We start from the raw sequence: 21186 nt of genomic DNA on the forward strand, positions 1-21186 counted from the left end.
TACTGCGAGGGCCCAACTGTGGACCCTTTAGAGGTAGTTTAAGCGTTAATTCAATCGAAGATTAGCTCAGAAAATGTCGCGTAGAGAACATACTGCGCGTGATCTGCGAAAAGAACTATGAAGTTAGATCAGTGGAGAATAAGGTCTGCAATCCGCTGAAGATCCTCGGATCCTGCGAATTCGATGACGATCCGACCCTTCTTACGTCCCTCGGTGATGGTCACGCGCGTATCGTACGCGTCGGACAGCGCCGATACGACGCTCTCCCCCAGCTGCGACAGCGGGCGCTGCTGGCGTGCGCGCGGACGCGCTGTTGCCTTCGCCTTGCCGAGGCGAACGATCTCTTCAGTGGTACGCACGGAGAGACCCTCGGCGACGATGCGCTCAGCCAGTCGTTCCATTTCCTCGGGTGTCGACAGGGACAGCAGCGCACGGGCGTGGCCGGCGGTGATGACCTGAGCGGCAACCTTCTTCTGTACGGACGGCGGGAGTTTCAGGAGACGCAGGGTATTCGCAATCTGCGGGCGCGAGCGGGCGATTCGCTTGGCAAGCTCTTCCTGAGTTGCCCCGAAATCTGCCATGAGCTGCTGATATGCACTCGCTTCTTCCAGCGGGTTGAGCTGGGCCCGGTGGAGGTTTTCCAGGAGCGCGTCGCGGAGCAGATCCCCGTCTTCGGTCTCCCGGATGATTGCTGGAATCGTGGTTTCGCCAGCGAGCTCGGAGGCACGCAGGCGGCGCTCACCCATGATCAGTTCGTAGCGCGCTTCGGGCTTTTCGGCGAGGAACTCGGTGAGTTTCTCCGAGCGACCCTTCGCGGGAATGCTACGAACGACGACGGGCTGGAGAACGCCGACCTCCTTAATCGAGGCCGACAGTTCCTTCAGATCGTCCTCATCAAAGACCTCTCGAGGCTGCTTTGTGTTGGGAACGATCTGATCGATCGCAATTTCGGCGAAGGATGCACCGGGAACCGGAAGAAGCTCGTGATCGACGGATGTTTCACGTGAAACATTCTGTTCGTCGCGCTTATCTGCTTCGTTCGCGGCAGATCCTTTTACGGGCACACGAGCCGGCTTCTGGCGGGAATCTGAGCCATTGATTCCGCCGCCGAGAACGCTGCGAGAGCCGCCGCCGCGCCGTCCACCGGCCGCATCAACGGACGGCATCGTCGGACGCATCTTCTTCGACGAAGCAGTACCACGCTTGGGCTGCAGGAGGTCCTTCGCAGAACCTCCACGCTTGCCAGCGGAGCTGCCTTCGGGGAAGAACACGTCCAAAGGACGGGAAGGCGCGGAGGGTGCGTTATGCGGCGTCTGCTCACTTGCCTGAGGAATGAGAGCGCCAAGACCACGGCCGAGGCCGGTGTGCTTGCGAGCGCCCTTACGGCCCTCAGACTTCGGTGCTGCATCCGCCATTGCAATACTCCTTCAATTGCGTCGGTTCATTGTTTCACGTGAAACAATGGCATGCGCTCAGCTAGTAAGCGTGTTTGATCACTTTGTTGCACCAATGCTCACGCACGGTGACTAATACGTGCCGATCTGCGGAAACATGCGGAAAACTCCGAATGTTTCACGTGAAACAATCACTCCTCAGAGGCTGCGACGCGCTGGCACAACTCCAACGCGGCCTTCCGATACGCGATTGCACCCACGTTACGGGGATCGTACGTGACGACAGTCTGACCGTAGCTCGGCGCCTCGGAAATGCGCACAGAACGCGGGATGACGGTCGCAAAAGTGTGGTCCGGGAAGTGCGAACGCACTTCGCTCTCGACCTCTTCGGAGAGCTTCGTGCGCTTATCCGCCATGGTCAGCAACATGCCGGAGACACGCAGGCCGGGGTTAAGATCCACGCCGATGCGTTCGACGGTGTTCCACAGCTGGCTGAGGCCCTCCAGGGCGTAGTATTCGGCCTGAATTGGGATCATGACCTCGTCGGCGGCGACCATGACGTTGAGCGTGACGAGGCCGAGGGAAGGCGGGCAGTCGATGAGCACGATGTCGATATCGGCATGCTCAGAGACATACTCACGCAGGGCCTCACGCAGCCGGTACTCACGGCGCTCGACGTCGACGAGCTCGATTTCAGCGCCGGACAGGTCGATCGTGGCCGGGCACACGACAATACCGTCGATGTCGGGGCACGGCTGCACGACGTCGGCAACGCTGGCGCCACCGATAATGACGTCGTAGGTTGACGGGGTTCCGGCGGGGTGCGGAACGCCGAGCGCGCTCGAGGCATTTCCCTGGGCGTCCGCGTCGACAACGAGGACGGACAAGCCACCCATCGCGAGGCCGGCAGCGAGGTTAACGGCCGACGTCGTCTTACCGACGCCACCCTTCTGGTTCGCGACGGCAATGATGCGCGTGTGCTGAGGGCGCGGGAATGTTGCCCGCTCGAGCATGGCCAGATCGCGCATGTTGCGCTCGATCTGATTCGACAAAGGGGTGTTGTTGGTACTCACGTGACACCTTCCTAGATACTGCCCCTAGTTTACGGGCAGACGCACACACTTCCAGCACGAAAAGCCCGGGATGCATCCAGGCGCACACAATCTCCGCGCACCCCCATACAACGACGAAAATTTCGTTCTGTAGGATCGATTCTCCCAGCGAAAACACAAAACACGACAAACCGTCAATCGACAGAAACGAAATGACACAACACCACTCCGATGTGGCCTGCATCACTATATAAGAGGAGCGCCGCAGCAATCGCCACGACGCTCCTCGCCCCCACTGGGGACGCGTTACTTGATCCGAGTGCAGACGACCACGTATGTCGACTCGTCCTCCATGATGGAGGGCACCTCGTGGATCTCAGCGCGCAGGTGGTGACGACGAAGCTCCGCCGAGGCCTCGTCGACCTCGATGGGCGCGCGGCGGCCCTTGAGGGCCACGAGCGAGCCCCCGGGGGCGATCAGCTTCGACGTCATGCGCACGAGCTTGCTCATGTTGGCCACGGCGCGGGCAGTGACCACGTCGGCCTTGCCCTTGCCGCGCAGCTCCTCGGCGCGCGCCTGGTGGATCGTCACGTTGTCGAGGCCCAAGTCCTCCACAACGTCCATCAGCCACTCGACGCGGCGCGCCATGGGCTCGGCCAGGTGCACGTCGAGCTCGGGGCGACAGGCGGCGATCACGATGCCAGGCAGGCCAGATCCGGAGCCGACGTCGAGGACCTGACGGCCATCCTTACGGGGCATGAAATCCAGGACGGCGGCGGAGTTGACGATGTGGCGCGACCAAATGCGCTCCATGTCGCGCGGGCCCAGGAGGCCGCGAATCTCGCCTTCCTCCTCGAGCATGCGCGCGTACTCGGCGACCTCGGCGAAGGCCGGTCCGAAGAAGTCGCGGACGGCCTGCGTGGGCTCTTCTGGGACGAAGGGGTCGCCGACCTGGCGACCCCTTCCCGTCCCGTTCGGGTTCTCACTCACCGTCGGTGCCCTCGGGGAGGATCACCACGCGGCGGTGGGGCTCGGCGCCCTCGGACTCGGAGGTGAGGCCCTCGTCGGCGACCACGTCGTGGCACACCTTGCGCTCAAACGGGTTCATGGCGTCGAGCTTGACGGCCTCGCCGGTGGCGCGCACGCGGGCGATCGCCTCGCGGGTGATGTCCTGCAGCTCTTCCTTGCGCTCGGCGCGGAAGCCGGCGATATCGAGCATGAGGCGCGAGCGCTCGCCGGTCTCGGTCTGGACGGCCAGACGGGTGAGCTCCTGGAGGGCGTCCAGGACCTCGCCGTCGTCGCCCACGAGGCGGTCAAGGGCGTCGGGGTCGTCGGCGACGATCTCGACCGAGGCGCGGCCGTTTTCGACGTCGATCTCGATGTCGCCGTCGAGGTCGGCGATGTCAAGCAGCTCTTCCAGGTAGTCGGCGGCGATTTCGCCTTCTTCTTCGAGGCGGGTCAGCTTGTCTGCGTTGTCGTCACTCATGACGTGTCCTCCGTAGTGGGGAATGGGGTCTTGCTGGTGTCCAGGTTACCGGCTGGGGGCCTGGAACCGTGAATCTATGGTGCTCAGCGCTTGTTGCCGCGGCGGCGGGCCTTGCGGCGCTCGATGCGGCGGCGCTCGATCTCCTCGGCGCTCAGCGAGCCGTGGCCGGAGGTCGACTCGCTGGCGTCGGACGCATCCTTGGACGAGGCCTTGGCGGACTCACGCTCGAGGGCGCGGCGGTCGCGGACCTGCTTCTGGAGCTCGGCGCGCTGGGCGGAGGCTTCCTGCTTGGCCAGGCGCTTCTCGACGGCCAGGGTGAGGCCGTGCATCCACTGCTCGTCGGGCAGGGTCGTCCACTTCTGGGTGGCCAGGTTCCGGTAGACTGTGATGATTTCGCCGGCGCTCATGGAGGCCGGGAAGTCGGAGGCGACGCGCTGCTTCTTGGCCTTGGAGCGCAGCTCGGCGAGGGTGCGCTCGTTGAGCTCGTCGATACGCGGGTCGGAGCCGGCAACACCAAGGGCGGCGCGCTCACGGTCATAGTTCTGGAAGTAGGGCTTGGCCCATTCCTGGTAGCCGGCCTCGCGGGAAGCGAGGAGGTCGGCGTACGCCGGGGAGCCGGGGGTCGGCATGACCTTGATGGTCCAGAGGGACTGGGCCAGGGCCCAGAAGGAGGCGGTCACGGTGTAGATGACGACGCCCATCTGGAAGAACGCGCCGGAGAAGATGAACATCAGCGGCATCACGTACATCATGGAGCGCTGCGACTGAGCCATCGGGTTGTCGCCCATGTCGGGCATGTTGCGCGAGAAGGACAGGCGCATGGAGACGAACTGCAGGACGACCATCAGGACGATCGCGGCGATGAAGACAGTGACGATCGCGGGCTGGCCCCAGGACTCGCGCAGGGTGTGGGACAGCGGAACGCCGAAGACGGTGGAGTTAACGATCTCGGTGGACACGGACTCGGTCAGCGGGCCGAGGTGGTCGGTGGAATCGCCGCGGTAGGTGTAGGTGCCGGCGGAGATGGAGGAGACCGCGATGATGGCGCGGTACATGCCGAACAGGACGGGCATCTGCACGAGCATGGGCAGGCAGGAGGCGAAGGGCGAGACCTTGTGCTTGCGCTGGAGGGCCTGGGTCTCTTCCATCATCTTCTGACGGCTGACCTGGTCCTTCTTGCCCTTGTACTTCTCCTGGATCTTGCGCATCTCAGGCTGGATGGCCTGCATGGCTCGCGAGGAGCGGATCTGCTTGAGGAACAGCGGGATGATGGCGATGCGCACCAGGATGGTGAGCAGCACGATGGACAGGACCCACGCCATGCCCGAGCCGGAGGACATTCCGAGCAGCACGAGGAGGTCGTGGATCCAGACCCACACGTAGGAGATCGCCCACGCGAAGGGGTGGAGAATTGCGTCGAACATAGTTTTCGCTTTCGCCGTGGCGCCGAAGCGCCGCTGTTTCGTTGTTCCTTCAGTGTCCGAGGCCGTGGCCGGTTACTCGGTCAGGTCATGCTCCGGGTCGAGTCCCATGGGGGCGGGACGTTCCCAGTTATCGTGCCCAGCCCAATCCTCGGGTGGGATCCAGGGGTCGGGCTTCCAGCGTCCACGCTCTGGTACGTGGTCCACTCCCCCGTGGCTCCAGGGGTTGCATCGCAGGAGCCGCCAAGCGGCGAGGATGAGTCCCTTGATGGGTCCGTGGACGCGAATGGCCTGGAGAGCGTAGGTGGAGCAGCTGGGTGCGTATCGACACCGGGGGCCGAGGGCTGGGGAGATGTAGCGCTGGTAGGCGACGATGGGTGCGGACACGAGAGCGCGAAGCGCCCGGCCCGCCAGGTTCATCGTGCGTCCCACTTACGCCACGCTCGCGCCATCACGCGGTCGAGGTGTTCGCCGAGTTCCTTGGAGGGGACGCCGAGGGCCTTACTTGAGGCCCTCACGACGACCCGGGATCCTTCGGGGAGGTCGGCGATCCGTTCGCGCATGAGGTGGCGCAGCTGCCGCTTGACGCGATTACGTCCGTTGGCGCGCTTGATTTCCCGCTTGGGTACGACGAAACCGACGAGGCGACTGTTGCGTTCCTCGTCGGCTCGGACGTGGACGACGACCAGCGGATCTCCTGCTCGCGTTCCCTGTCGGATCGCGGCGGTGAAGTCCGCTGGGTCAACCATGCGGTGCGCGCGCGGCAGCACCGGGGTGTCTCAGGCGGACAGCTTGGCGCGGCCCTTGCGGCGGCGGGCAGCCAGAATGGCGCGGCCGGCGCGGGTCGACATGCGCAGACGGAAGCCGTGCGTCTTGGAACGACGACGGTTGTTGGGCTGGTAGGTCCGCTTGGTGGTCACGGCAATTCTCCTCGGCGGGGAGTGGTTTCCCACTCGGTATCGGTTGGGCTATCGACACGTAAGCACGCGCGATAGCGGGGACGCACGCCCGAAATGGGCGCAAACAAAGACCAAGACTAAGCGGATTGGGGCCACACGTCAACGCGGCAAGGTTACCCACCGCGTCACACACAGTATCCACAGCTGTGCAAATCACTGTGGATCTCATCCATCCACAGAGGGTGGACGACGGCAGTTATCCACAGGCTGTGTGTATTTTTGCTTTCCGCGAGCTACTGCGGACCCAAAGTTGTAACTACAAAGCTGTGATTCTGTGATAGTTCTCCACAGGTTCATCCCCAGTCTGTGCATAACATGTGTGCGGACTACACTGCGACAATGTACGAGCGTCACGCACATCACCGAGAAGTCGTGACCGAACTCACCAGTATTTGTGACCGGAGGTTGCCGTGGAGTCGGATTCCCTCACACGCGCCTGGGCTGCGGCCCTGGATGCAGTCCCCACCGACGAGCTGGGGCCCGTCGCCACGTCGATGCTGCGCTCGGCCCGGCCCCTCGGCGACATCGAAGGCACGATCCTCCTCGCCGTCCCCAACGATTTCACCAAGCAGTGGATTGAAGACAAGGCGCAGTCGAAGCTGACGACCGCCCTGTCCGTGCACCTGGGCCGTACCGTCCGCATCGCCATCACCGTCGACCCCACGCTCGAGGTCGTCACGGAGGAGGAGGAAGAGGAGGAGCCGACCCCCGCCGCACCCGCCGCACACGCGGCCGCCCCGGCCTCGTCGTTCGATGAGGAGGAGGAGCACCACTCCCCCGCCCTCGTCACCGCGCCCACCGACTCCGGCCCGACCCACCTCAACCCGAAGTTCACCTTCGACACCTTCGTTATCGGCCCGTCGAACCGTTTCGCGCACGCGGCCGCGCTGGCCGCCTCGGAAACCCCGGGCACCGCCTTCAACCCCCTGTTTATCTACGGCGATTCCGGGCTGGGCAAGACGCACCTGCTCCAAGCCATCGGCCACAACGCGCTGTCGATGATGCCCCACCTGAAGGTCCGCTACGTCAACTCCGAAGAGTTCACGAACGAGTTCATCAACGCTATTCGTCTCAACAAGACGGACAACTCCCAGGTCGAGGCCTTCCACCGCCGCTACCGCGAGCTCGACATCCTCCTCATCGACGACATCCAGTTCATCGGCGACAAGGAACAGACCGTCGAAGGCTTCTTCCATACCTTTAATGCGCTGCACAGCGCCAACAAGCAGATTGTCCTGACCTCGGACCTGCCCCCGGCCCAGCTCAAGGGCTTCGAGGACCGCATGCGGTCGCGCTTCTCCTCGGGCCTGCTCGTCGACGTTCAGCCGCCGGACCTGGAGACCCGCATCGCGATCCTGCATAAGAAAGCGGACGCCGAGGGCCTCGAGGTAACCCCTGAGGTCTTCGAATACGTGGCCTCGCGCATCTCCTCGAACATCCGTGAGCTGGAGGGCGCACTCGTGCGCATCGGCGCGTGGGCGTCGCTGTACCAGGAACGCATCGACCTCAACCTCGCGCAGATGATGCTCAAGGACTTCGTGTCCAACCCGGACGACAACGAAATCACCGTCAGCCTCATCATGAGCCAGTGCGCCGTCTACTTCGGCGTCACGATCGAGCAGATGGGTTCCTCGGAGCGCAGCCACAACGTCGTCGAGGCCCGCCAGATCGCCATGTACCTGTGCCGCGAGCTCACCGACCTGTCGCTGCCTAAGATCGGGCAGGCCTTCGGACGCGACCACACGACGGTCATGCACGCGAACAAGAAGATCTCGAAGCTGATGAAGGAGAAGCGCGAGACCTTCAACCACGTGTCGGAGCTTACAAATAGGATTAAGCAGAAGGCCAGGGAGTCGTGAAAATGGCGCGGGCGCTGACGAAAGTCGGCGCCCGCGCGAGATTCACAGGAGTTGTGCACAGCTGGTGGACGAATACGCATCGGCTGTGGAGAAAAGGGTCTTGCCTGTGGATCTCAAAAAGTTGTCATTTGCTTCGTGCACAGGCGGTCGTGACGAATCCACAGCCTCGTCCCGGAATAACAACACAGAGATTTGACTGAAATTCCAACGCATAAGGGAGTTATCCACAGAACTCACAGCCCTTATGATGGAGGGACAGTCAAAAGACAAAAATTTTTTCACAGGCCTCCGTACAACAACGTCGCCGCCGACGCGACGCGATGGCACGCGCGAGGCAAATTTCCTGCCCCACGTGGGCACACTTGTGGGTAAAGTAGTGTCCGATCCGTTTTGTGTTTTGGAGGCAGCTATGAAGTTCACCGTCGCCCGCGATGTTCTGGCCGAAGCCGTGTCGTGGACCGCCCGCGCGCTCCCCGTGCGTCCGGCCTCGCCGATCCTGGCCGGCGTGCGCATCAAGGCTGAGGGCGACGAGCTGACCCTGTCCTCCTTCGACTACGAGGTGTCCGCGAACTCGCACATTCCCGCGACCGTCGACGAGGCCGGCGAGGTCCTGGTGTCCGGTCGTCTGCTCGCCGACATCTCCAAGTCGCTACCCTCCAAGCCCGTCTCTGTCGAGCTCGATGGCCAGAAGGTGAACCTGGTCTGCGGCTCCTCGCACTTCACGCTCGCGGTCATGCCCCTCGACGAGTACCCGCTGCTGCCCGCGCAGCCCACGGGAGTCGGCGCGATCGATTCGTCGACGCTGTCGCAGGCCGTTTCCCAGGTGTCGATTGCCGCTTCGCGCGACGACACGCTGCCCCTGCTGACGGGCGTGCGCATCGAGATCAACGGCCCGGCGATCACGCTTCTGGCCACCGACCGCTATCGCCTCGCCATGCGCGAGCTGGACTGGGAGCCCACCGACACCTCGATCGAAGAGGTCGCCCTGGTCAAGGCCCGCATCCTCCAGGACGTTGCCAAGTCGATGACCTCCGGAGCCAAGGTCGAGGTCGGCCTGTCCGGCGAGTCCCAGCCCGGCGCCTCGTCCCTCATCGGCTTTACCGCCCAGGGTCGCCGCACCACCTCGACCCTCATGGACGGCGACTACCCCGCCGTGCGTCGCCTGTTCCCTGACACGACGCCGATCCAGGCCGTCGTCGATCGCCACGCCCTGCTCGAGGCCGTCAAGCGTATGTCGCTGGTCGCCGAGCGCAAGACCTCCGTGCGTCTGGCCTTCACCGAGGGCCAGCTCGTCCTCGAGGCTGGCCAGGGCGACAACGCTCAGGCCTCCGAAGCCATCGAGGCGACCCTGAACGGCGACGACATCTCGACCGCGTTCAACCCGCAGTTCCTCATCGACGGCCTGCAGGTCCTGGACACCGACTACGTGCGCTTCGGCTTCACGCACCCCACGAAGCCCGCCGTCATCACGGGCCAGAAGAAGGCCGACGAGGGCGAGGTCACGCAGTTCCGCTACCTGCTGATGCCCATCCGCTTCGGCATCTGACGTGCGCGTCTCCCACCTGGCCCTCGACGACTTCCGCTCCTGGAAGCACGGGGTCGTCGAGCTGCACGAGGGCCCCACGGTCCTCGTGGGCGCGAACGGCCAGGGAAAGACGAACCTCGTCGAGGCGCTCGCCTACCTGTCCACGTTCTCATCGCACAGGGTCGGCGCCGAGGGTGCCCTCGTGCGCATCCCCATCGACGAGGCCGAGGCCGCCCCGGGCGGTGCCGTCATCCGCGCGCGGGTCGTAGCCTCGGGCCGCGAGCAGGTCATCGAGCTGGAAATCGTGCGCGGCAAGGCCAATCGTGCGCGCATCAATCGCGCGCAGGTCAAGCCCCGCGAGATTCTGGGCATCGTGCGCACGGTCGTGTTCGCTCCCGAGGATCTGTCCCTCGTGCGCGGCGATCCGTCAGTGCGCCGATCTTTCTTGGACGACCTGGCCACGCAGCTCTCCCCCATTCACGCCTCCGTGCGCTCCGACTTCGACCGGGTCGCACGCCAGCGCGCGGCGCTGATGAAGGCTGCCCAGGCCTCGCTCCGCCGCGGCCAATCCCCCGACCTGTCGACCCTTGAGATCTGGGACCAGCAGTTCGCCGCCCTCTCCGCGCGGATTACGGCCACTCGCGCATCCATCGCATCGCGCCTGGAAGAGCCAGCCGCGCGCTCCTACGACGACGTCGCTGACTCCCCGCGCCACCTGCGCCTCGCCTTCGATGCCTCGGTCGACCGCGTCATCGGCACCGACCCCGACAACCCGGCCAGCGCCGACCTCACCGACGTGGAGGCCCAAACCGAGCGCATGCTCGCGGCCCTCGCGTCGGTGCGAGAGAAGGAAACAGAGCGCGGCGTCAACCTCGTCGGCGCACACCGCGACGACCTGACCCTCAGCCTCGGCGCGATGCCCGTCAAGGGCTACGCCTCGCACGGCGAATCATGGTCGGTTGCCCTCGCGCTGCGCCTCGGAGCCTTCGAGCTGCTCAGCGACGACGGCGACACCCCGATCCTCATCCTCGACGACGTCTTCGCCGAACTCGACTCCTCGCGCCGCGAGGGCCTGGCCGCCCTCGCCTCGAAGGCCGAACAGATCATCGTCACCTGCGCGGTCGCCGGCGACCTGCCCGACTCCCTCGACCACCACGCCCTGCACGTGCGCCTCGACCCCGAGCGCGGCACCGTCATCGACGAGGCCGACAATGAGTGAGCGCGAGGACACGGACGCCGACGAGCTGAGCGGATCTGCGGTCCCCGACGAAGAAGCAGACGCTGACGAGTTCGTCGTCCGCGCGCTCGAACGAGCCCAGAGCGTCGCCCGCACGCACGGCTACACGAGGTCCACCCTGCCCTCGTGGGGCCTCGACGAAACACGTCCCCGACGCAGCCTCGACGGATCCAGCGAATACGCGGCCATCGAAACCGACGGATTCGGCCGCCTCGCCGAGGACGATAGCGTCTCCGCGCGCGCCGCAGCTCGAGCCGCCGCGTACCGCCACGCCAACGGGATCGAAGCCCCGGCCTCGTCGACAGAGGAAGACCCCGAGGGTGACCTCGCGGCCCTGCGCCAGGCCCTGGAGGGAACCGGCGCCTCGTGGAGCCGCGCCCCCGGCATGGCAGCCATGCGCCCGCGCTACCGCAGGGCCAACTCCCTGGGCGCCATCCTGGCCCGCACGATCAAAACCCGAGAATGGGACACCCCCACCAAGATGGGGTCGATCATGGCGAAATGGCGCGACATCGTCGGCCCCCAAGTCGCCGAACACGCCCGCATCGAGACCTTCGAGGGACACCGCCTGGTCGTGCGCACCGACTCCACCGCCTGGGCCAAACAGCTCCAGCTGCTCCTACCCACCATCGAGCGGCGCATCGCCGAAGAGGTCGGGTCCGGCGTCGTCGAGCAGGTCATCATCCGAGGACCCGTCGCCCCCTCGTGGCGCAAAGGCCCATACGTCGTGCGCGGCCGAGGCCCCCGCGCCGACTACGGGTGACAGCGCCGAGCACGTCGGCGTCTAAATGATGTTTCTGACCGCGCGGTCTCTGATACGCTGTTCCGTTAGCCCGCGCGTGAGGGCTTGTTAAGGAGACATCATGAGCAATCCATTCGCCAGAAACGAAGGAAGCGCCCAGGGATTTGGCCAGCAGGGCGGGTACGCCCCCGGCCAGTACCAGGGAGGATTCCCCCAGGGCGCACCCCAGCAGACCTACGGCCAGTGGAACCCGCAGGGTGGATACGGCGGGCAGGGTGGATTCCCTCAGGGTGCGCCCCAGCAGGGTGGCAAGTCCAAGACGCCGCTCATCATTGGCATCATTGCTGGCGTCGTCGTCATTGCGATTATCGTCGGTGTCGTCATCTGGGCGATGTCGGGATCTGACTCCGACGACTCCTCGAACACCTCCGCCCCCGCGCCTGGCACCTCCGCCCCGGCGAACCCGGGGAATAGCAGCGCAAACCCGGCAAACCCCGCGCCCGGCAACCCTCAGGCGCCGAACAACACCAACCCGTCCGCCGCACCCACGCAGGGAAACGGAACGGGAGCCAACGGCTTGCTCAGCATGACCCCGGTGGGCGCTAACTGTCTCTACGAGATTACCGATATCTCGTACGGACCCAAGGCCGATAACAACGAGCAGACGCTCAAAGTCACTTTCAAGGTGACCAATAAGGGAAATGCCCCGGAATTTGGTGGCTTCTACCCTCGTCCCTACCAGAACAACGAGCAGCTCGGCTCGCCTAACTTCTTCCGGACTCCGGAGCCCGATGACTTCGAATACGTGCCCGGCGTAGTCGATGTTCCGGCCGGGCAGTCGGTCGAATACGTCGCCTACTGGGTTATCTCCAATAAGAGGGACCCCATCGAGTTCCGTGACCCGAACTGGATTATTCTCCAGGGCAAGGGTCAGGATTACCAAAAGTGGACCTGGCAGCCGAAGTAATCTGCTGATCAGGCGTCGCGCACGCATAGGCTCAGAGCTCTGTATCGGCATCGTACGGGGACTCCTAGCGCGTGAATCGTCGCTGCTGACGAGTGAGTGACGGGGCCGCCCTCCCAGCCGGGAGGGCGGCCCCGTGCGTCCCAGCCGCAACCACAATCGGCATGTGACTGATCACAGTCGACTTTTCGTTGGAATCACGCAGTTTGTAAAGTAACCCTCCGAGCCTGTCAATCCCGGGAACAAGCGCCACTTTTGGTAGAATCTACAAGGTTAAACATCTATTTTCGCGCAATGCGAGGGGAGCCACGTGGCTGACAACGAGAAGACCGCCGAAGGCGAGCAGTCCTACGGCGCATCGGACATCACCGTCCTCGAGGGCCTGGAAGCCGTCCGCAAGCGCCCGGGTATGTACATCGGATCCACCGGCGAACGCGGCCTGCACCACCTGGTGTACGAGGTCGTCGACAACTCCGTGGACGAGGCCCTGGCCGGCTACGCCGACCACATCGAGGTCACGATCCAGGAAGACGGCGGCATCAAGGTCGTCGACAACGGTCGAGGCATCCCGGTCGACGAGCACCCCACCGAGCACAAGCCCACCGTCGAGGTCGTCATGACGATCCTCCACGCCGGTGGCAAGTTCGGCGGCGGCGGCTACGCCGTCTCGGGCGGCCTGCACGGCGTCGGCATCTCCGTCGTTAACGCCCTGTCCACCCGCGTGAACACCGAAATTCGTCGCCAGGGCTACGTGTGGCGCATGTCGTTCGCAAACGGCGGCACCCCCATCACGCCCCTCGAGCGCGGCGAAGAAACCGACGAGACCGGCACCACCCAGGTCTTCTACCCGGACCCCGAGATCTTCGAAACCGTCGAATTCGACTTCGAGACCCTGCGCCAGCGCTTCCAGCAGATGGCCTTCCTCAACAAGGGCCTGCGCATCACCCTGACCGACGAGCGCGAGTTCGCCACCGACGAAGGCGACGAGATCGCCGGCGGCGAGGAGGCCTCGGACAAGAAGACCAAGGGACACCGCACCGTCTCCTACTGCTACGAGCACGGCCTGCGCGACTACGTCGAATACATCGACTCCGCCAAGAAGTCCGAGACGATCAACAACGAGATCATCGACTTCGAAGCCGAAAACGACGAAGGCACCATGAGCGTGGAAATCGCCATGCAGTGGACCACCGCCTACTCCTCGTCTGTCCACACCTTCGCCAACACCATCAACACGACCGAAGGCGGCATGCACGAGGAGGGCTTCCGCACCGCGCTGACGTCCCTCGTCAACCGCTACGGCCGCGAAAAGGGCATCATCCGCGACAAGGACGACAACCTCACCGGTGACGACGTCCGCGAGGGCCTGACCGCCGTCATCTCGATCAAGCTCACCGAACCCCAGTTCGAGGGCCAGACGAAGACCAAGCTCGGCAACACCGAGGCCCGCACCTTCGTCGCCCAGCAGGTCTACTCCAAGCTCACCGACTGGTTCGACGCCCACCCCGCCGACGCCAAGGCCATCATCAACAAGGGCCAGGCCGCCCAGGCCGCCCGCGTCGCCGCCCGCAAGGCCCGCGAGGCCACCCGCCGCAAGGGTGTCCTCGAATCCGCCTCCATGCCCGGCAAGCTGCGTGACTGCTCCTCGCGCACGCCCTCCGAGTGCGAAATCTTCATCGTCGAGGGTGACTCCGCAGGCGGCTCCGCCGTCGGCGGCCGCGACCCCGAGCGTCAGGCCATCCTGCCGATCCGCGGCAAGATCCTCAACGTCGAAAAGGCGCGCCTGGACCGAGCCCTGTCCTCGGACACCATCCGCTCCCTCATCACCGCCTTCGGCACCGGCATCGGCGAAGACTTCGACATCTCGAAGCTGCGCTACGGCAAGATCGTCATCATGGCGGACGCCGACGTCGACGGCCAGCACATCGCCACGCTGCTGCTGACCCTCCTCTTCCGCTACATGCGACCCCTCATCGAGGGCGGCCACACCTTCATCGCCATGCCCCCGCTGTACCGCATCAAGTGGACCAACGCCGAGCACGAATTCGCATACTCCGATAAGGAACGCGACGAACTGCTCGCCGCCGGTGCCGCCGCGAACCGCCGCCTGCCCAAGGAAGGCGGCATCCAGCGCTACAAGGGTCTGGGCGAAATGAACGACCACGAACTGTGGGAGACCACCATGGATCCGGCCAGCCGAATCCTCAAGCAGGTCACCCTCGACGAGGCCGCAGATGCCGACGAGACCTTCACGATCCTCATGGGCGACGACGTCGACCGACGCCGCACGTTCATCCAGCGCAACGCCACCGACGTGCGCTTCCTCGACATCTGACATCATCCGCGACCAGCCCAGCCCCGGCCTCGTACCGGGCGGGCCTGATCGAGCAGAAACAACGTAAGGAAAAACGTGAGCGACGAGCAGACTACTGACGCGCGGCACATCTCGGACACCGAGCGCATCCGCCAGGTCGACCTGCAAAAGGAGATGCAGCGCTCCTACCTCGACTACGCCATGAGCGTCATCGTCGGACGCGCCCTGCCCGACGTGCGCGACGGCCTCAAGCCCGTCCACCGTCGCGTCCTGTACGCCATGTACGACGGCGGATACCGCCCCACCTCCTCGTTCTCCAAGTCCTCCCGCGTCGTCGGCGAGGTCATGGGTAACTACCACCCCCACGGCGACGCCGCGATCTACGACGCCCTCGCGCGCCTCGTGCAGCCTTGGTCGCTGCGCTACCCCCTCGTCGCCGGCCAGGGTAACTTCGGTACCCCCGGCAACCTGGGCCCCGCCGCACCCCGTTACACCGAGTGCAAGATGGCGCCCCTGGCCATGGAAATGGTCCGCGACATCGACGAAGAATGCGTCGATTTCCAGGACAACTACGACGGCCGCAACCAGGAACCCACCATCCTGCCCGCGCGCTTCCCGAACCTCCTGGCCAACGGCTCCGAAGGCATCGCCGTCGGCATGGCCACCCGCATCCCGCCGCACAACCTGCGCGAGCTCGCGCGCGGCGTCGAATGGGCCCTCGAGCACCCCGACGCGTCCCGCGAAGAGCTCCTCGAAGCGCTCATCAAGCTGATCCCCGGACCCGACTTCCCCACCGGCGCCACCATCCTGGGCCACAAGGGCATCGAAGACGCCTACCGCACCGGCCGCGGCTCCATCACGCAGCGCGCCGTCGTCAACGTCGAGGAGATCCAGGGCCGCCAGTGCCTCGTCGTCACCGAGCTGCCCTACCAGGTCAACCCCGACAACCTGGCCGACAAGATCGCCCAGCTCGTGCGCGACGGAGCAATCGGCGGCATCGCCGACATCCGCGATGAGACCTCCGGCCGCACCGGTCAGCGCCTCGTCATCGTCCTCAAGCGCGATGCCGTCGCCAAGGTCGTCCTCAACAACCTCTACAAGCGCACCAGCCTGCAGGAGAACTTCTCCGCCAACATGCTCGCGCTCGTCGACGGCGTGCCCCGCACCCTGTCGATCGACGGCTTCATCCGCCACTGGATCAACCACCAGATCGACGTCATCGTGCGCCGCACGAAGTTCCGCCTGCGCAAGGCCCTCGAGCGCCTGCACATCCTCGAAGGCTACCTGAAGGCCCTCGACGCCCTCGACGAGGTCATCGCCCTGATCCGCCGCTCTCCCACGGTCGACGAGGCCCGCGCCGGCCTTATCGAGCTGCTCGACGTCGACGCCATTCAGGCCGACGCGATCCTGGCCCTCCAGCTGCGCCGCCTGGCCGCCCTCGAGCGCCAGAAGATCATGGACGAGCACGCCGAACTCAAGGCCCGCGTCGACGACCTCAACGACATCCTCGCCAAGCCCGAGCGTCAGCGCGCCATCATCTCCACCGAACTCGGCGAGATCGTCGACAAGTTCGGCGACGAGCGTCGCACCCGCATCCTCCCCTTCGATGGGGAAATGTCGATGGAAGACCTCATCCCCGAAGAGGACGTCGTCGTCACCATCACCCGCGACGGCTTCGCCAAGCGCACCCGCACGGACAACTACCGCTCGCAGAAGCGCGGCGGCAAGGGCGTGCGCGGCACCCAGCTGCGCGGCGACGACGTGGTCGAACACTTCTTCGTCACGACCACGCACAACTGGCTGCTCTTCTTCACCAACCTCGGCCGCGTCTACCGCGCCAAGGCCTACGAAATCCCCGAAGGCGGTCGCGACGCCAAGGGCCAGCACGTCGCCAACCTGCTGGCCTTCCAGCCCGACGAGCACATCGCACAGGTCCTCGCGATCCGCACCTACGAGGACGCAGACTTCCTGGTCCTGGCCACCAAGCGCGGCCTCGTCAAGAAGACCCCGCTGAGCCTGTACAACTCGCCCCGCTCCGGCGGCATCATCGCCATCAACCTGCGCGAGGACGAGGACGGCAAGCCCGACGAGCTCGTCTCCGCACAGACCATCATGGCCGACGAAGACCTCATCCTCGTCTCCCGCGACGGCCAGGCCGTGCGCTTCACCGCCACCGACGACCAGCTGCGCTCCATGGGCCGCTCCACGTCCGGCGTGCGCGGCATGAAGTTCCGCGGCGACGACGAGCTGCTCAGCATGGAGGTCCCGCGCGAGAACACCGACCTGCTGATCGTCACCGAGTCCGGCTACGCCAAGCGCACCCCCGTCGAGGAATACCCGACGAAGTCGCGCGGCACCCTCGGCGTGCGCGTCGGCAAGCTCGTCGACGAACGCGGCGGCCTCGTCGGCGCCCTCGTCGTGCGACCCGATGAGGACGTCATGGTCATCACCGAGTCCGGCAAGCTCGTCCAGGTCAACGCCTCCGACGTGCGACCCACCGCCCGCAACACCATGGGCGTCATCTTCGCCCGCCCGGACGACGGCGACCGCATCATCGCGATCACCCGCAACTCCGACTCGGGCGACGAGGACGAGACCGACGAGTCCGAGAACACCGAGGCCGTGGACGGGGTCGACGCCCCCGCGGACGAGGCCACTGCCCCCGCAGGTGGCGACGACACCGCAGACACTGACAAGTGACGCGTGATCATGGGACGAGGCCCCCGCCTCGTCCCGTGATCAATCTGCCAAAGCGGCGCGGAACCAGCGCCGGTGCCAGGCGATGCGGTAGCCTGGCAGGTAGGAAGTGCGACCTGGAAGGAAACCCATGAGCGACCACGTCTCGAGCACCCGCAGCGACGCTCCCCGCCGAGTTGACCTGGCCATCGCGCGCATCGACGCGTGGACCGTCATGAAGGTGGCGTTCCTGCTGTCCGTCGCCCTGGGTATCGCAATGGTCGTCGCCACGATCGTCCTGTGGCTCATGGTCGACGCCATGCACGTCTTCAGCCAGCTTGAGGAATTCCTCAAGACCATGGGCGCCGGCCGCTACGCGGACCTCCTGGACTACGCTCGCCTGCCGCGCGTCATCTCCTACGCGACCATCGTCGCGGTCATTAACGTCGTGCTGCTCACCGCCCTGTCGACGCTGGGCGCCATGCTCTACAACGTCGTCGCCTCGCTGGTGGGTGGCGTCAAGGTGTCCCTCATGGATGAGTGAGGGCACTCGCTCAAGGGGTCGGCTGATGCCGGCCCCTTTTGCTATGCCTTGGGACGGGGTTCTTGCGTTGCTTGTGGCCCCACGGGTGTTCCGGGTGCCGCGTTGGGACGGGGGTTCGATTCCCCCCATCTCCACAATGCGTTCCCACCTGATCTTCGGTCACCGCGTGTCCTGCCCGCCCGCTGGGCCGGGCTGCTTTGTGGGGCCCGGCCGCTGTGTGTGCCGGTGAGCGGCGGCCCGCCCGCGAGATCGCCACACGCGAGCTTCGCTCGGAGTGGTCGATCTCGAGGCCCGCCCTGGCCCTGCCGCCGCCCTCCGGCACCGCGGCCAGGCCCTGCGCCTCGAAGCCCGCCCCTGCCCTCCGGTCCCTCCGGCGCCCTCCACACCGGCGGTGCTGTGTTGCTGACGTTGTTTGGCGCGTCGTTTTGACGCCCGACCAGGCCCCGCCGCCGCCCACCGGCACCGCGGCAACTCCCTCCGGACCCTCCACACCGGTAGCAATGGGGGTTTTGCACTACATGAAGCCTGCTGGCGGCGTGTCGCCGGCGTGTCGGACGCTCATGTAGTGCAATTCCCCCCGACTCGTTTTACCTCCAGCCATGGGTATCGCGTCTGGGCCCTGTCGACCAGGTGGCCCGGTTGTCTGAAACCGCCATCGCCTTTGCTCGTGTGTGCTTGCGGGGGATTGAAACCGTCATCGCCTTTGCGGGTGAGAAGCGGGCGTTTTTGGCGTGTTTTTCGGTTGCAGTGGTGACGGTGGTTTCAACGATTGCTGTTTAGGGGCGCGCAGTGGTGACGGTGGTTTCATGTTGGCCAGTATCAGTGGTTGCAGTGGTGTTGTTGGTTTCAACGTCGCACGTCGCCGCGTCCTGTGCGTGAAAAAGTTCGCCCAGCACGGCCTGATCGTGGGTGTGAGCGTGAAAAAGTTCGCCCTGCGCGCTCAAAATGGCCCAAAATCAGTGTTTTCTGGCGTGCTGGGCGAATTTTGTCGCGGGCGAGCATGAGAAGGCGGGTTGCTGGGCGAACTTTGTCACGGGTTGAGTGGGGGAGAGGGTGTACCGGGCGAATTTTGTCGCGCCTGCCGGCCCCGTCACCATACTTTGTGGTGCCTCCGGCCCCTCCACATCAGAGTCAGTGGGGGTTTGGCAGCATTAGGAGCTGGCTGTCGGCGTGTCGGCGGCGTGTCGGGGTTCTAATGACGTGATTTCCCCATGTGGCAGCAGTGAGGTCATGGTTCGAGGCCAAAGAGCAGACCACCTTGATGAACAACGCTGACAACGGGCTTTTATGGGCGCGGTGGTCTGCGATTTGGGCATAACGGTACCTGGTATGGTCTGTTGCGCGCATGTGGGCCCCTGAATATACGGGTTGTCCCCTTGATACGAACGTAAACCCGCTATATCGCGCGTAAACCCGCTATTGGGAGTGTGGGCGGGGCTGCCCAGGCTCGTATTAGCGGGTTAATGTGCGGATTAGGAGGCCCACGTGCGCGTAGGTGGGCTTAGATAGCCACCAGGTGGGTTAATGTGCGCATCAAAGGGCCCGGGTGTCCACCTGTGGGGCCGGTTCGCTAGTTGATGCCAATCCGCGTCGGGCGAGCCCGCAACAGTGCGCTGAGAACAGCACGCAGAAACCGGCCCGACCGCGACGGCAGACGGTGATCGGGAGCAAGCGAAGACCTCTGACAGCGCCACGCATACGGGTTGTGGCTGAGTGGCCCCGGCCAGGTCGACGCAACGACGGTGGCCGGCGCGGGCAGGGGGAGCAGCGGGCTCACCCACGAACCCGCCGTCACGTAGATGTGCATCAGCCCGTCGATGCTCTCGAAAAATCCACCCTCAACAACCGGCGCTGGAAAACCCACGGGATCAAACGCATAGACGCTCTCGAGCGCCGGGGGAGTGGTGGCCGCCGCCGCGTACAGCGCAAGATTCGCACCCTTTGAATGGCCGACCACGGTGAGTGGCCCCTCGGCCCGTGACGCCGCATATGCCAGGTAGTTGGCAGCCCACCGCTGCGAATCAGTCGGAAAGTCAAGGCCGAAGCGGGCATCCTCCGCCCACCCAACCGCGCTTGCATCCGTCCCGCGCAAGACCACGTAGGTCGCCCCGGCCTCGTCGATGAAGGTGACCGCACCGAACTGAGCGAGCGGGCTCGACGTCAGCCGAGTGACCGCATCGCGCACGCGCAGGCCCCCGAAGCGCGCGCTCGCACCGGCGGCCTCCAGGAGGGGACGATCGGCGTGGGACGCCAACGAATAGCGATACAGAGACGGGATTGACGAGGCCTGGGCGACTTCACGGAGCAAGCAACCGTGCGGGGAACGAGGCCCGGGCAGCGCGTGAAAATCCACGTAGACCAGGCACGAGAGAACGAGGGCGTCGGCGGGGGAGAGGTCCGCTCGTAGCGGTGTGCGCGAGTCTCGGACGTGCTCGATGACGGTGTTCACGAGGCCTCCTCCGCTCCATCGAGGGCCGGACGATCGCGGTCGTGTTGGACGTCACCAACGCTCGATTTTGCCGGATGGCCCTGTGCTGTGTACTATATCCGAGTGCCCGAAAGGGTGCCGGTTGGGCCTATAGCTCAGTAGGTTAGAGCGCAGTCCTGATAAGACTGAGGTCGGTGGTTCGAGCCCACCTAGGCCCACCATCCGCAGGCGAGCGAAAGCGGAGGATCATCATGAAGAAATGGGTCACCTGTTGCGTGGCTGTCGGATCCGTCGTGGCCGTCGGCATCGCCGTCCGACAAATCCTCGTTGATCTTTCTGATAACGCTGACCTGTGGACGTCCGTCACGGACGCCGTGGAGGACTGAGTTCCTCCAACGGGGCTATGGCGCAATTGGTAGCGCACCTGCTTTGCAAGCAGGGGGTTACGGGTTCGAGTCCCGTTAGCTCCACGTTTCACCCGCAACCTTATGGTTGCGGGTTTTCTGTTTGTGAGCTTCGACAATTTGAGCAGGTCAGCGGCGCTAATGGGGTCATATTGTGCGGTCGGATTAAATTTGTCCGACC

At 64.8% G+C, this 21186-nt stretch carries 19 protein-coding genes and 2 tRNA genes; 12 read left to right on the forward strand and 9 right to left on the reverse strand.

The window, feature by feature from the left end; genetic code table 11:
- Positions 1-128: 128 nt before the first annotated feature.
- The 8 genes from JJJ16_RS08015 to rpmH all read right to left on the reverse strand — a co-directional run bounded on the left by JJJ16_RS08015 (position 129) and on the right by rpmH (position 6273).
- Complete coding sequence (locus JJJ16_RS08015) at positions 129-1415, reverse strand: ParB/RepB/Spo0J family partition protein (RefSeq protein ID WP_219752133.1); 1287 nt, start codon at positions 1413-1415, stop codon at positions 129-131.
- A 170-nt stretch (positions 1416-1585) separates the two neighbouring features.
- A complete protein-coding gene (locus tag JJJ16_RS08020; RefSeq protein ID WP_318836539.1) occupies positions 1586-2467 on the reverse strand; it encodes an AAA family ATPase in 882 nt (293 codons plus the stop codon).
- A 285-nt stretch (positions 2468-2752) separates the two neighbouring features.
- On the reverse strand, positions 2753-3436 hold the full coding sequence (gene rsmG, locus JJJ16_RS08025; protein ID WP_034465145.1) for a 16S rRNA (guanine(527)-N(7))-methyltransferase RsmG: 684 nt from the start codon (positions 3434-3436) through the stop codon (positions 2753-2755).
- Positions 3429-3932 carry a protein jag gene (locus JJJ16_RS08030; RefSeq protein WP_009054330.1) on the reverse strand — a complete coding sequence of 168 codons (504 nt, stop codon included), beginning with the start codon at positions 3930-3932 and terminating at the stop codon, positions 3429-3431. The genes rsmG and JJJ16_RS08030 overlap by 8 nt, the downstream gene beginning before the upstream one ends.
- A gap of 83 nt (positions 3933-4015) precedes the next feature.
- Entirely contained in the window at positions 4016-5356 is a 1341-nt protein-coding gene (gene yidC / locus JJJ16_RS08035; RefSeq protein WP_219752134.1) for a membrane protein insertase YidC, read from the reverse strand.
- A gap of 72 nt (positions 5357-5428) precedes the next feature.
- Complete coding sequence (gene yidD, locus JJJ16_RS08040; RefSeq protein ID WP_219752220.1) at positions 5429-5773, reverse strand: membrane protein insertion efficiency factor YidD; 345 nt, start codon at positions 5771-5773, stop codon at positions 5429-5431.
- Positions 5770-6123: a ribonuclease P protein component gene (gene rnpA / locus JJJ16_RS08045; RefSeq protein WP_060566055.1), complete on the reverse strand. Its 354-nt coding sequence runs from the start codon at positions 6121-6123 to the stop codon at positions 5770-5772. The genes yidD and rnpA overlap by 4 nt, the downstream gene beginning before the upstream one ends.
- Before the next feature lie 9 nt (positions 6124-6132).
- Positions 6133-6273: a 50S ribosomal protein L34 gene (gene rpmH / locus JJJ16_RS08050; protein ID WP_009212821.1), complete on the reverse strand. Its 141-nt coding sequence runs from the start codon at positions 6271-6273 to the stop codon at positions 6133-6135.
- A 449-nt stretch (positions 6274-6722) separates the two neighbouring features.
- Between rpmH and dnaA the strand changes: the two genes are divergently transcribed.
- From dnaA to JJJ16_RS08095, 9 genes are all read left to right on the forward strand, one after another.
- The gene (gene dnaA, locus JJJ16_RS08055) at positions 6723-8171 is read left to right on the forward strand and encodes a chromosomal replication initiator protein DnaA (protein ID WP_219752135.1); all 1449 of its coding nucleotides are present in this window, start codon (positions 6723-6725) and stop codon (positions 8169-8171) included.
- Positions 8172-8580: 409 nt separating this feature from the next.
- Positions 8581-9717, forward strand: coding sequence for a DNA polymerase III subunit beta (gene dnaN / locus JJJ16_RS08060; protein WP_219752136.1), 1137 nt, complete (start codon positions 8581-8583; stop codon positions 9715-9717).
- 1 nt (position 9718) lies between these two features.
- Positions 9719-10915 carry a DNA replication/repair protein RecF gene (recF, locus tag JJJ16_RS08065; RefSeq protein WP_219752137.1) on the forward strand — a complete coding sequence of 399 codons (1197 nt, stop codon included), beginning with the start codon at positions 9719-9721 and terminating at the stop codon, positions 10913-10915.
- Positions 10908-11696, forward strand: coding sequence for a DUF721 domain-containing protein (locus tag JJJ16_RS08070; protein WP_219752138.1), 789 nt, complete (start codon positions 10908-10910; stop codon positions 11694-11696). Before recF ends, JJJ16_RS08070 begins: the two co-directional genes overlap by 8 nt.
- Positions 11697-11796: 100 nt before the next feature.
- Positions 11797-12642, forward strand: a complete 846-nt coding sequence (locus JJJ16_RS08075) for a DUF5067 domain-containing protein (protein ID WP_219752139.1) — start codon at positions 11797-11799, stop codon at positions 12640-12642.
- A gap of 307 nt (positions 12643-12949) precedes the next feature.
- The gene (gene gyrB, locus JJJ16_RS08080; protein ID WP_219752140.1) at positions 12950-14974 is read left to right on the forward strand and encodes a DNA topoisomerase (ATP-hydrolyzing) subunit B; all 2025 of its coding nucleotides are present in this window, start codon (positions 12950-12952) and stop codon (positions 14972-14974) included.
- Positions 14975-15049: 75 nt separating this feature from the next.
- Positions 15050-17653, forward strand: coding sequence for a DNA gyrase subunit A (gene gyrA, locus JJJ16_RS08085; RefSeq protein ID WP_219752141.1), 2604 nt, complete (start codon positions 15050-15052; stop codon positions 17651-17653).
- Positions 17654-17780: 127 nt separating this feature from the next.
- Positions 17781-18173: a DUF3566 domain-containing protein gene (locus JJJ16_RS08090; RefSeq protein WP_003791401.1), complete on the forward strand. Its 393-nt coding sequence runs from the start codon at positions 17781-17783 to the stop codon at positions 18171-18173.
- An 806-nt stretch (positions 18174-18979) separates the two neighbouring features.
- A complete protein-coding gene (locus JJJ16_RS08095; protein ID WP_219752142.1) occupies positions 18980-19177 on the forward strand; it encodes a hypothetical protein in 198 nt (65 codons plus the stop codon).
- A 566-nt stretch (positions 19178-19743) separates the two neighbouring features.
- Here JJJ16_RS08095 and JJJ16_RS08100 read toward each other — a convergent pair.
- Positions 19744-20622 carry an Mbeg1-like protein gene (locus JJJ16_RS08100; RefSeq protein ID WP_219752143.1) on the reverse strand — a complete coding sequence of 293 codons (879 nt, stop codon included), beginning with the start codon at positions 20620-20622 and terminating at the stop codon, positions 19744-19746.
- A 123-nt stretch (positions 20623-20745) separates the two neighbouring features.
- Between JJJ16_RS08100 and JJJ16_RS08105 the strand changes: the two genes are divergently transcribed.
- The 3 genes from JJJ16_RS08105 (at position 20746) to JJJ16_RS08115 (ending at position 21071) form a co-directional block, all read left to right on the forward strand.
- Positions 20746-20822, forward strand: a tRNA-Ile gene (locus JJJ16_RS08105).
- A 30-nt stretch (positions 20823-20852) separates the two neighbouring features.
- Positions 20853-20987, forward strand: coding sequence for a DLW-39 family protein (locus JJJ16_RS08110; protein ID WP_003791404.1), 135 nt, complete (start codon positions 20853-20855; stop codon positions 20985-20987).
- Between the two features lie 11 nt (positions 20988-20998).
- A tRNA-Ala gene (locus JJJ16_RS08115) sits at positions 20999-21071 on the forward strand.
- The last annotated feature ends 115 nt before the right edge of the window (positions 21072-21186 follow it).

Origin of the sequence: Schaalia sp. ORNL0103, from assembly GCF_019429565.1 — a bacterium.
In the GTDB taxonomy this organism is placed as follows: domain Bacteria; phylum Actinomycetota; class Actinomycetes; order Actinomycetales; family Actinomycetaceae; genus Pauljensenia.

Bases quoted from the DNA above. Each gene is read 5' to 3' on its own strand.
- JJJ16_RS08015 (WP_219752133.1), bottom strand. From the start codon at position 1,415: ATGGCGGATGCAGCACCGAAGTCTGAGGGCCGTAAGGGCGCTCGCAAG.
- JJJ16_RS08070 (WP_219752138.1), top strand. From the start codon at position 10,908: ATGAGTGAGCGCGAGGACACGGACGCCGACGAGCTGAGCGGATCTGCG.
- JJJ16_RS08090 (WP_003791401.1), top strand. From the start codon at position 17,781: ATGAGCGACCACGTCTCGAGCACCCGCAGCGACGCTCCCCGCCGAGTT.
- JJJ16_RS08030 (WP_009054330.1), bottom strand. From the start codon at position 3,932: ATGAGTGACGACAACGCAGACAAGCTGACCCGCCTCGAAGAAGAAGGC.
- dnaN (WP_219752136.1), top strand. From the start codon at position 8,581: ATGAAGTTCACCGTCGCCCGCGATGTTCTGGCCGAAGCCGTGTCGTGG.
- yidD (WP_219752220.1), bottom strand. From the start codon at position 5,773: ATGAACCTGGCGGGCCGGGCGCTTCGCGCTCTCGTGTCCGCACCCATC.
- yidC (WP_219752134.1), bottom strand. From the start codon at position 5,356: ATGTTCGACGCAATTCTCCACCCCTTCGCGTGGGCGATCTCCTACGTG.
- JJJ16_RS08110 (WP_003791404.1), top strand. From the start codon at position 20,853: ATGAAGAAATGGGTCACCTGTTGCGTGGCTGTCGGATCCGTCGTGGCC.
- JJJ16_RS08095 (WP_219752142.1), top strand. From the start codon at position 18,980: ATGTTGGCCAGTATCAGTGGTTGCAGTGGTGTTGTTGGTTTCAACGTC.
- JJJ16_RS08075 (WP_219752139.1), top strand. From the start codon at position 11,797: ATGAGCAATCCATTCGCCAGAAACGAAGGAAGCGCCCAGGGATTTGGC.